This is a genomic window from Clostridium saccharobutylicum DSM 13864, assembly GCF_000473995.1.
Classification (GTDB): Bacteria; Bacillota; Clostridia; order Clostridiales; family Clostridiaceae; genus Clostridium; species Clostridium saccharobutylicum.
On sequence record NC_022571.1, the window covers coordinates 1 to 7,500 of the forward strand.

The 7,500-nt window shown below is 29.2% G+C and carries 7 protein-coding genes (1 of these 7 only partly in view); all 7 read left to right on the forward strand.

Annotated elements, in window-relative coordinates:
- Positions 1-100 precede the first annotated feature (100 nt).
- Positions 101-1,453 (forward strand): chromosomal replication initiator protein DnaA, encoded by a 1,353-nt coding sequence (dnaA, locus tag CLSA_RS00005; RefSeq protein WP_022743383.1) that lies wholly within the window; start codon positions 101-103, stop codon positions 1,451-1,453.
- 262 nt (positions 1,454-1,715) lie between these two features.
- Positions 1,716-2,816 carry a DNA polymerase III subunit beta gene (gene dnaN / locus CLSA_RS00010; protein ID WP_022743384.1) on the forward strand — a complete coding sequence of 367 codons (1,101 nt, stop codon included), beginning with the start codon at positions 1,716-1,718 and terminating at the stop codon, positions 2,814-2,816.
- Between the two features lie 36 nt (positions 2,817-2,852).
- Positions 2,853-3,059, forward strand: coding sequence for a S4 domain-containing protein YaaA (yaaA, locus tag CLSA_RS00015; RefSeq protein ID WP_022743385.1), 207 nt, complete (start codon positions 2,853-2,855; stop codon positions 3,057-3,059).
- 68 nt (positions 3,060-3,127) lie between these two features.
- Positions 3,128-4,213 (forward strand): DNA replication/repair protein RecF, encoded by a 1,086-nt coding sequence (gene recF / locus CLSA_RS00020; RefSeq protein ID WP_022743386.1) that lies wholly within the window; start codon positions 3,128-3,130, stop codon positions 4,211-4,213.
- Positions 4,214-4,227: 14 nt separating this feature from the next.
- Positions 4,228-4,488: an extracellular matrix regulator RemB gene (remB, locus tag CLSA_RS00025; protein ID WP_022743387.1), complete on the forward strand. Its 261-nt coding sequence runs from the start codon at positions 4,228-4,230 to the stop codon at positions 4,486-4,488.
- 50 nt (positions 4,489-4,538) lie between these two features.
- On the forward strand, positions 4,539-6,446 hold the full coding sequence (gene gyrB, locus CLSA_RS00030; protein WP_022743388.1) for a DNA topoisomerase (ATP-hydrolyzing) subunit B: 1,908 nt from the start codon (positions 4,539-4,541) through the stop codon (positions 6,444-6,446).
- 23 nt (positions 6,447-6,469) lie between these two features.
- A protein-coding gene (gene gyrA, locus CLSA_RS00035; protein ID WP_022743389.1) for a DNA gyrase subunit A crosses the window boundary here: on the forward strand, positions 6,470-7,500 show its 5' portion. 1,462 nt of this gene lie beyond the right edge of the window; only the first 1,031 of its 2,493 coding nucleotides appear in the window; the start codon lies at positions 6,470-6,472; its stop codon lies off the right edge, out of view.

A 7,500-nucleotide genomic window follows, 5' to 3' on the forward strand; every position in this document is an offset into this window, starting at 1 on the left:
ATAGTTGGTTATAATTTAAAACTGTTGATATAGTTGTTGATAAACTGTACATAATATTAATAAAAAATTTTTTTATTATATATAAATTGGAGGAATAAAAATGGATGCCGATCTTAAAACTTTATGGGCAAAAACCCTAGACATAATAAAAAGTGAGCTAAGTGAAGTTAGCTTTAATACTTGGATTAAAAGTTGTGAGCCTATATCTATATCTTCTAACACTATAAAGATAAGCGTTCCTAATTCCTTTACTCAAGATATTTTAGATAAACGATATAAAGATTTAGTCGCCAATTCAATAAAAGCAGTATGCTCAAAATTATATACAATTGAATTTATTATAGTTTCTGACATTTATGATAAAGTAGACGAAACTAAAGATGCTTCATCAAAACAATCAAAATCAATTGTAGTTAATGATGAAATGTCTTCAACATTAAATCCTAAATATACATTTAATTCTTTTGTTATAGGTAATAGCAATCGATTTGCTCATGCTGCTTCACTAGCAGTTGCTGAATCCCCTGCTAAAGCTTATAATCCATTATTTATATATGGTGGAGTTGGGCTTGGAAAAACTCACTTAATGCACGCTATAGGCCATTATATTTTAGACGGTAATCCTAGTGCAAAAGTAGTCTATGTTTCATCTGAAAAATTTACCAACGAATTAATAAATGCTATTAAAGATGATAAAAATGAAGAGTTTAGAAATAAATATAGAAACGTAGATATTTTGCTTATAGATGATATCCAATTTATAGCTGGCAAAGAGCGTACACAAGAGGAATTTTTTCATACCTTTAACGCATTGCATGACGCAAATAAGCAAATCATACTATCGTCAGATAGACCACCAAAAGAAATTCCAACATTAGAAGACAGATTGCGTTCAAGGTTTGAATGGGGTCTTATTGCTGATATTCAAGTTCCAGATTTTGAAACTAGAATGGCTATTCTAAAAAAGAAAGCAGATGTTGAAAACTTAAATGTTGCAAACGAAGTTATGGGATACATAGCAACAAAAATAAAATCTAACATAAGAGAACTTGAAGGAGCATTAATAAGAATAATTGCATACTCTTCTTTAACTAATAGAGAAGTTACTGTAGATTTAGCTACTGAAGCATTAAAAGATATCATATCTAAAAAACAAGGAAAACATGTAACTATCGATATTATACAAGATATAGTTTCTAGTTACTTTAATTTGCGCGTAGAAGACTTAAAGTCTCAAAGAAGAACAAGGAATGTTGCTTATCCAAGACAAATAGCCATGTATTTAAGTAGAAAATTAACAGATATGTCTCTGCCTAAAATCGGAGAAGAATTTGGCGGAAGAGACCATACTACTGTAATACATGCTTATGAAAAAATATCTGAAAACTTAAAAACTGATGATTCATTACAACATACTGTTAATGACATTACTAAGAAATTAACTCAAAATTAATCCACAGATTGTATATAATAACTAATGAACAACTTGTGGATATTCTATTTATAGTTTTAATATGTTGATAGTTGTGGATAATATGTTTAATTCGTTACTTACTTATCCACAATATTTTTGCACTTAATTCCGTTGATATTACTTGGCTAAAGGTAGTTATCAACAAATTAACAGCCCCTACTACTATTATTACTATAAAAAATATATATCTATTTCTATATTTGTCTCTAAATTCATGTGAATAAATAAGGAGGATTTTATAATGATTTTTACATGTGAAAAACAAAAAATACTAGAAGGTATATCTATAGTTCAAAAGGCTATAACTGGAAAATCAACTATGCCTATATTAGAAGGTATATACATAAATACAAATCAATCATCATTAACACTTATAGGTTCAGACATGGATGTAAGTATACAAACATGTGTTGATGCAACTATTATAGAAGAAGGCAGTATCGTTATTGATGCAAAAATCTTTGGAGAAATCATTAGAAAGTTACCTAATTCAACTATAAAAATAGAAACTATGGAGAATCAAGTAATTAAAATAACTTGCGAAAAATCAATGTTTGATGTAGTTTACATGAACACTAATGAATTTCCTGAACTACCTGAGATTAATGAAAATTTAAAAATATCAGTTAATCAGAATATACTTAAAAACATGATAAAAGGAACATCTTTTGCCATTGCTCAGGACGAAACAAGACCAATACTTCAAGGGATATTATTTGAAGTTAAAAATAAAAATTTAAATTTAGTTGCTCTTGATGGATATAGATTAGCTGTTAAGAGTGAATTTCTAGATAGTGATATGGATGTTGAAGTTGTAATACCAGGAAAAACATTAAACGAAGTATCAAAAATACTTGAAGATGTGGATGATATTGTGGATATTACTTTCACAAATAATCATATATTATTTAATTTAGAGAAAACTAAAATAATATCAAGATTATTGGAAGGTAAGTTTATAAATTATAATTCACTATTACCTCAAGAACATAAGTTATTAGTTAATGTTAATAGACAACAATTGCAAAATGCTATAGAAAGAGCATCTTTAATGGCTAAGGATGGGAATACTAATCTAATAAAATTAGAAACGCAACAAGATAATTTAATTATTACATCTAATTCTCAATTGGGAAAAGTTAGGGAAGAAATTCTTATGAAATTGCAAGGAGACGAAATACAAATTGCATTTAATTCTAGGTATCTATTAGATGTATTAAAGAATATGGAAAGTGATGAAGTAATTATGAAAATGACTTCTAGTATAAGTCCATGTGTAATAGAAGAAAAAGATAATGAAAATGCAAAATATTTGGTATTACCAGTTAGACTAATGAGATAAGGAGGATAAATATTTTATTAATATTTATGCAAAAAAATGAATAAAATAAAAATTAACACTGAAATAATAAAATTAGACGCCTTTTTAAAATGGGCAGCTATTGTAAGCTCTGGTTCAGAAGCAAAATTATATATACAAGATGGATTGGTAAAAGTTAATAATGAAATTTGCACTCAAAGAGGAAAAAAATTAAAAATTGGAGATGTTGTAAGTTTCGAAGATTCGGATTTTGAAATAATATAAGATAGTTAATCATAAATAATAAACTCTTATTTTATTATTATGATATAATTGTTATAGGTGTATTTTTTATGTATGTTAAAAATATAATGTTAGTTAATTATAGAAATTATGAAAATTTGCAAATAGAGTTAAACAAAAATGTTAATGTCTTTATTGGAGATAATGCTCAAGGAAAGACAAATGTTTTAGAAGCAATTTATTATGGCGCATTTGCGAAGTCACATAGAACTTCAAAAGATAAAGAGTTAATAAATTGGAAAAATGACAAAGCATACATTAGTTTGCTCATTGGAAAAAGTAGATTAGATAAAAAAATCGATATAAATATATTAAGAGATGGCAAAAAGGCTATTAAAGTAAACTCTGTTAAAGTAAATAAGATAGGTGAATTATTTGGAACATTTAATGTTGTTATGTTTTCACCAGAAGATTTAAAAGTTATAAAAGAGGCTCCTAATTTAAGACGAAAAGTTTTAGATATGGAGCTATCTCAAATAAATAAGAAATATTATTTCAACTTAGTTCAATATAATAAGATTTTAAATGAAAGAAATAGCATATTAAAAAGCAGAAATTTTAATTCTGATATTTTAGAAATATATGATCTACAATTAGTTAATCATGCTGATTATATTATATCAAAACGGTTAGAATATATAGATAAGATAAACTTTTATGGAGAAGAAATCCATAGCGAAATAACAGATGGTAAAGAAAAGATTAAGTTTAAATATAATTGCACTGTTAATAATTTAGATGATTTTAAAACTAATTATTTAAAGAAATTACAAGATAATATTTTAAGGGATAAAGAAAAAGGATTAACTTCAGTAGGACCACATAGAGATGATTTTAGCATTTTTATAAATAATATAGATACTAAGATATTTGGGTCGCAAGGACAGCAAAGAACGGCAATTCTAACTATGAAATTCTCATCTCTAAAAATTATTAAAGAGATTACGGGTGAATATCCTGTTTTATTATTAGATGATGTCCTTTCAGAACTTGATCTCAACAGAAAAAAATACATACTAAGTACAATAAGTGGCATTCAAACAATAATCACATGCACCGGAATTGATGATTTAAAGGATTATTTAGATGATGAGGCTAAAATTTTTAATGTATCCAATGGACAAATTTTAAGTTAAAGGAGGAAGATTTAGTGTTTTTACATTTAGGTGAAAATGTTGTAGTTCCCATCAAAGACATTATTGGAATATTTGATTTACAAAATACAATGTATAGCTCTGATACAATACAGTTTTTACGATTAGCAGAAGAAGATGGATTTGTTGAAAGAATTACAGAAGAAAAGCCAAAATCTTTTATTATAGCAGAAGTTGATAATATGAGTAAAATTTATCTATCACCGATATCATCAACTACATTAACAAAAAGAACTGATATGAATTATAGTTCTTAATTTGAACACTTATCAGTTTTAATATTTATTAAGTTTAGGAGGAATCTGATTTGGAACAAAATAACAGAAAATACGATGAAAATCAGATACAGGTACTTGAGGGATTAGAAGCAGTAAGAAAGAGACCTGGTATGTATATCGGAAGCACAAGTTCACGAGGTCTTCATCATCTAGTATATGAAATTGTTGATAACAGTATTGATGAAGCATTAGCAGGTTACTGCGATAAAATAGAAGTTTACATTAACGAGGATAACTCTATTACCGTATGTGATGATGGTAGAGGTATGCCAGTTGGAATACATCCTAAAATGGGGAAATCTACTGTAGAAGTTATAATGACAATACTACATGCAGGAGGCAAATTTGGCGGCGGGGGATATAAAGTTTCAGGTGGACTACATGGAGTTGGTGCATCTGTAGTTAATGCTCTGTCCGAAGAATGTACTGTTACAGTTAAAAGAGAAGGTCATATATGGCAACAAAAATATAGTAAGGGTAAGGTTCTTACTGAAGTCACTAAAATAGGTGATTGTGATGAAACTGGAACAAAGACATATTTTAAGCCAGATACAGAAATATTCGACGAAACAGTATTTGATTTTGAGATTTTGGCCCAAAGATTGAGGGAATTAGCATTTTTAAATAAAGGTGTATATATAAAATTAGTTGATAAAAGAGATGAAAAAGAAGAAATTTTTCATTATGAAGGTGGAATTAAGTCATTTGTTAGCTATTTAAATAGAAATAAAGAAGTACTTCATGAAGAACCAATATATATTGAAGGGGTAAAAGATAATATTTCAGTTGAAGTAGCACTTCAATATAACGATAGTTATACTGAAAATATTTTTTCTTTTGCAAATAATATAGATACGGTTGAAGGTGGAACTCATTTAGTTGGGTTTAAAACAGCATTAACAAGGGTATTTAATGATTATTCAAAGAAATTTGGTCATATAAAAGAAAATGATAAGAATTTTAGTGGAGAAGATATAAGGGAAGGACTAACGGCTGTAATATCTGTTAAGATTGAGGAACCACAATTTGAAGGTCAAACTAAAACTAAACTAGGAAATAGCGAAGTTAGAGGTATTGTGGATTCCGTTGTTGGTGAAAATGTAGGAATATTCCTAGAGGAAAACCCAAATATAGGAAAAATAATAGTAGATAAAGCATTAATGGCAGCTAGAGCTAGAGATGCTGCTAGAAAAGCAAGGGAATTAACAAGAAAGTCAGTACTAGAAAGATCAGCATTACCAGGAAAATTAGCAGATTGCTCGTCAAAAGATCCTAGAGAATGTGAAATATATATAGTCGAAGGAGATTCGGCTGGTGGATCAGCTAAACAAGGAAGAAATAGAAAATTCCAAGCCATTTTACCTTTAAGAGGAAAAATCTTAAACGTAGAAAAGCAAAGATTGGATAGAATATTAAATGCAGATTCAATTAGATCAATGATTACTGCGTTTGGCGCTGGCATTGGAACAGATTTCGATGTAGAAAAAATTAGATATAATAGAATTATAATAATGACAGATGCCGATGTTGATGGGGCTCATATAAGAACGTTATTATTAACATTTTTCTATAGATATATGCGAACATTAATAGATGAAGGGCATGTATACATAGCCCAACCACCATTATATAAAGTTAGCAAAGGTAAAAAAGAGCACTACGCATATACTGATAAAGAATTAGAGCAAGTATTATTAGATATAGGTGGAAAAGATAATTCTACTGACATTCAAAGATACAAAGGTCTTGGTGAAATGAATGCAATTCAATTATGGGATACAACAATGGATCCAGAAAAGAGAATCTTATTAAAGGTAAATATAGAGGATGCTATGGCAGCAGATGAAATTTTTACAATTTTAATGGGTGAAAAGGTTGAGCCAAGAAAAGAATTTATACAGCAAAATGCTAAAAATGTTGTTAATTTAGACATTTAGTACTGAAATATGAGGTGAAGTACATGGATTTTAATGAGGGAAAAGTTATACCCGTAGATATTAAACATGAAATGAAAAAATGTTATATAGACTATGCGATGAGTGTTATTGTTGGTCGTGCATTACCAGATGTAAGGGATGGATTAAAGCCTGTACATAGAAGAATACTTTATTCATTGCAGGGGTTAGGATTATCTCCAGAAAAGGGATATAGAAAATGTGCAAGAATAGTTGGAGAAGTTTTAGGTAAGTACCATCCACATGGTGATACTTCTGTCTATGATGCATTAGTAAGAATGGCACAAGATTTTTCAATGAGATATATGTTAGTTGATGGTCATGGAAACTTTGGGTCAGTTGATGGTGATAGCGCAGCTGCCATGAGATATACAGAAGCAAAAATGAATAAGATAGCTGTTGAAATGTTGAGAGACATCAATAAGAATACAGTTGACTTTATGCCTAACTTTGATGGAGAGGAACAGGAACCAATAGTATTACCATCTAGATTCCCCAACCTTTTAGTTAATGGGTCATCAGGAATTGCTGTTGGTATGGCTACTAATATTCCTCCACATAATTTAGGTGAAATAATAGATGGTACTGTTATGCTTATTGATAATCCAGAAGCTACAGTATTAGATCTTATGACAAAGATTAAAGGGCCAGATTTCCCAACAGGAGCAACAATTATGGGGAAAGCTGGTATAAGAGCTGCATATGAAACTGGAAGAGGTAGAGTTGTAGTTAGAGCAGATGCTGAGATAGAAGAAGAGAATGGAAGGCACAGAATAATTGTGACTGAAATTCCTTATCAAGTAAATAAAGCAAGGCTTATAGAAAATATTGCTGACTTAGTAAAGGATAAGAGAATTACTGGAATATCTGATTTAAGGGATGAATCTGATAGAGAAGGTATGAGAATAGTAATAGAATTAAAGAGAGATGCGAATCCAAATATAGTTTTAAACTTACTATACAAACATACAAAGCTTCAAGATACATTTGGAGTTATTATGTTAGCATTAGTTAATAATGAACCAAGAGTATTAAA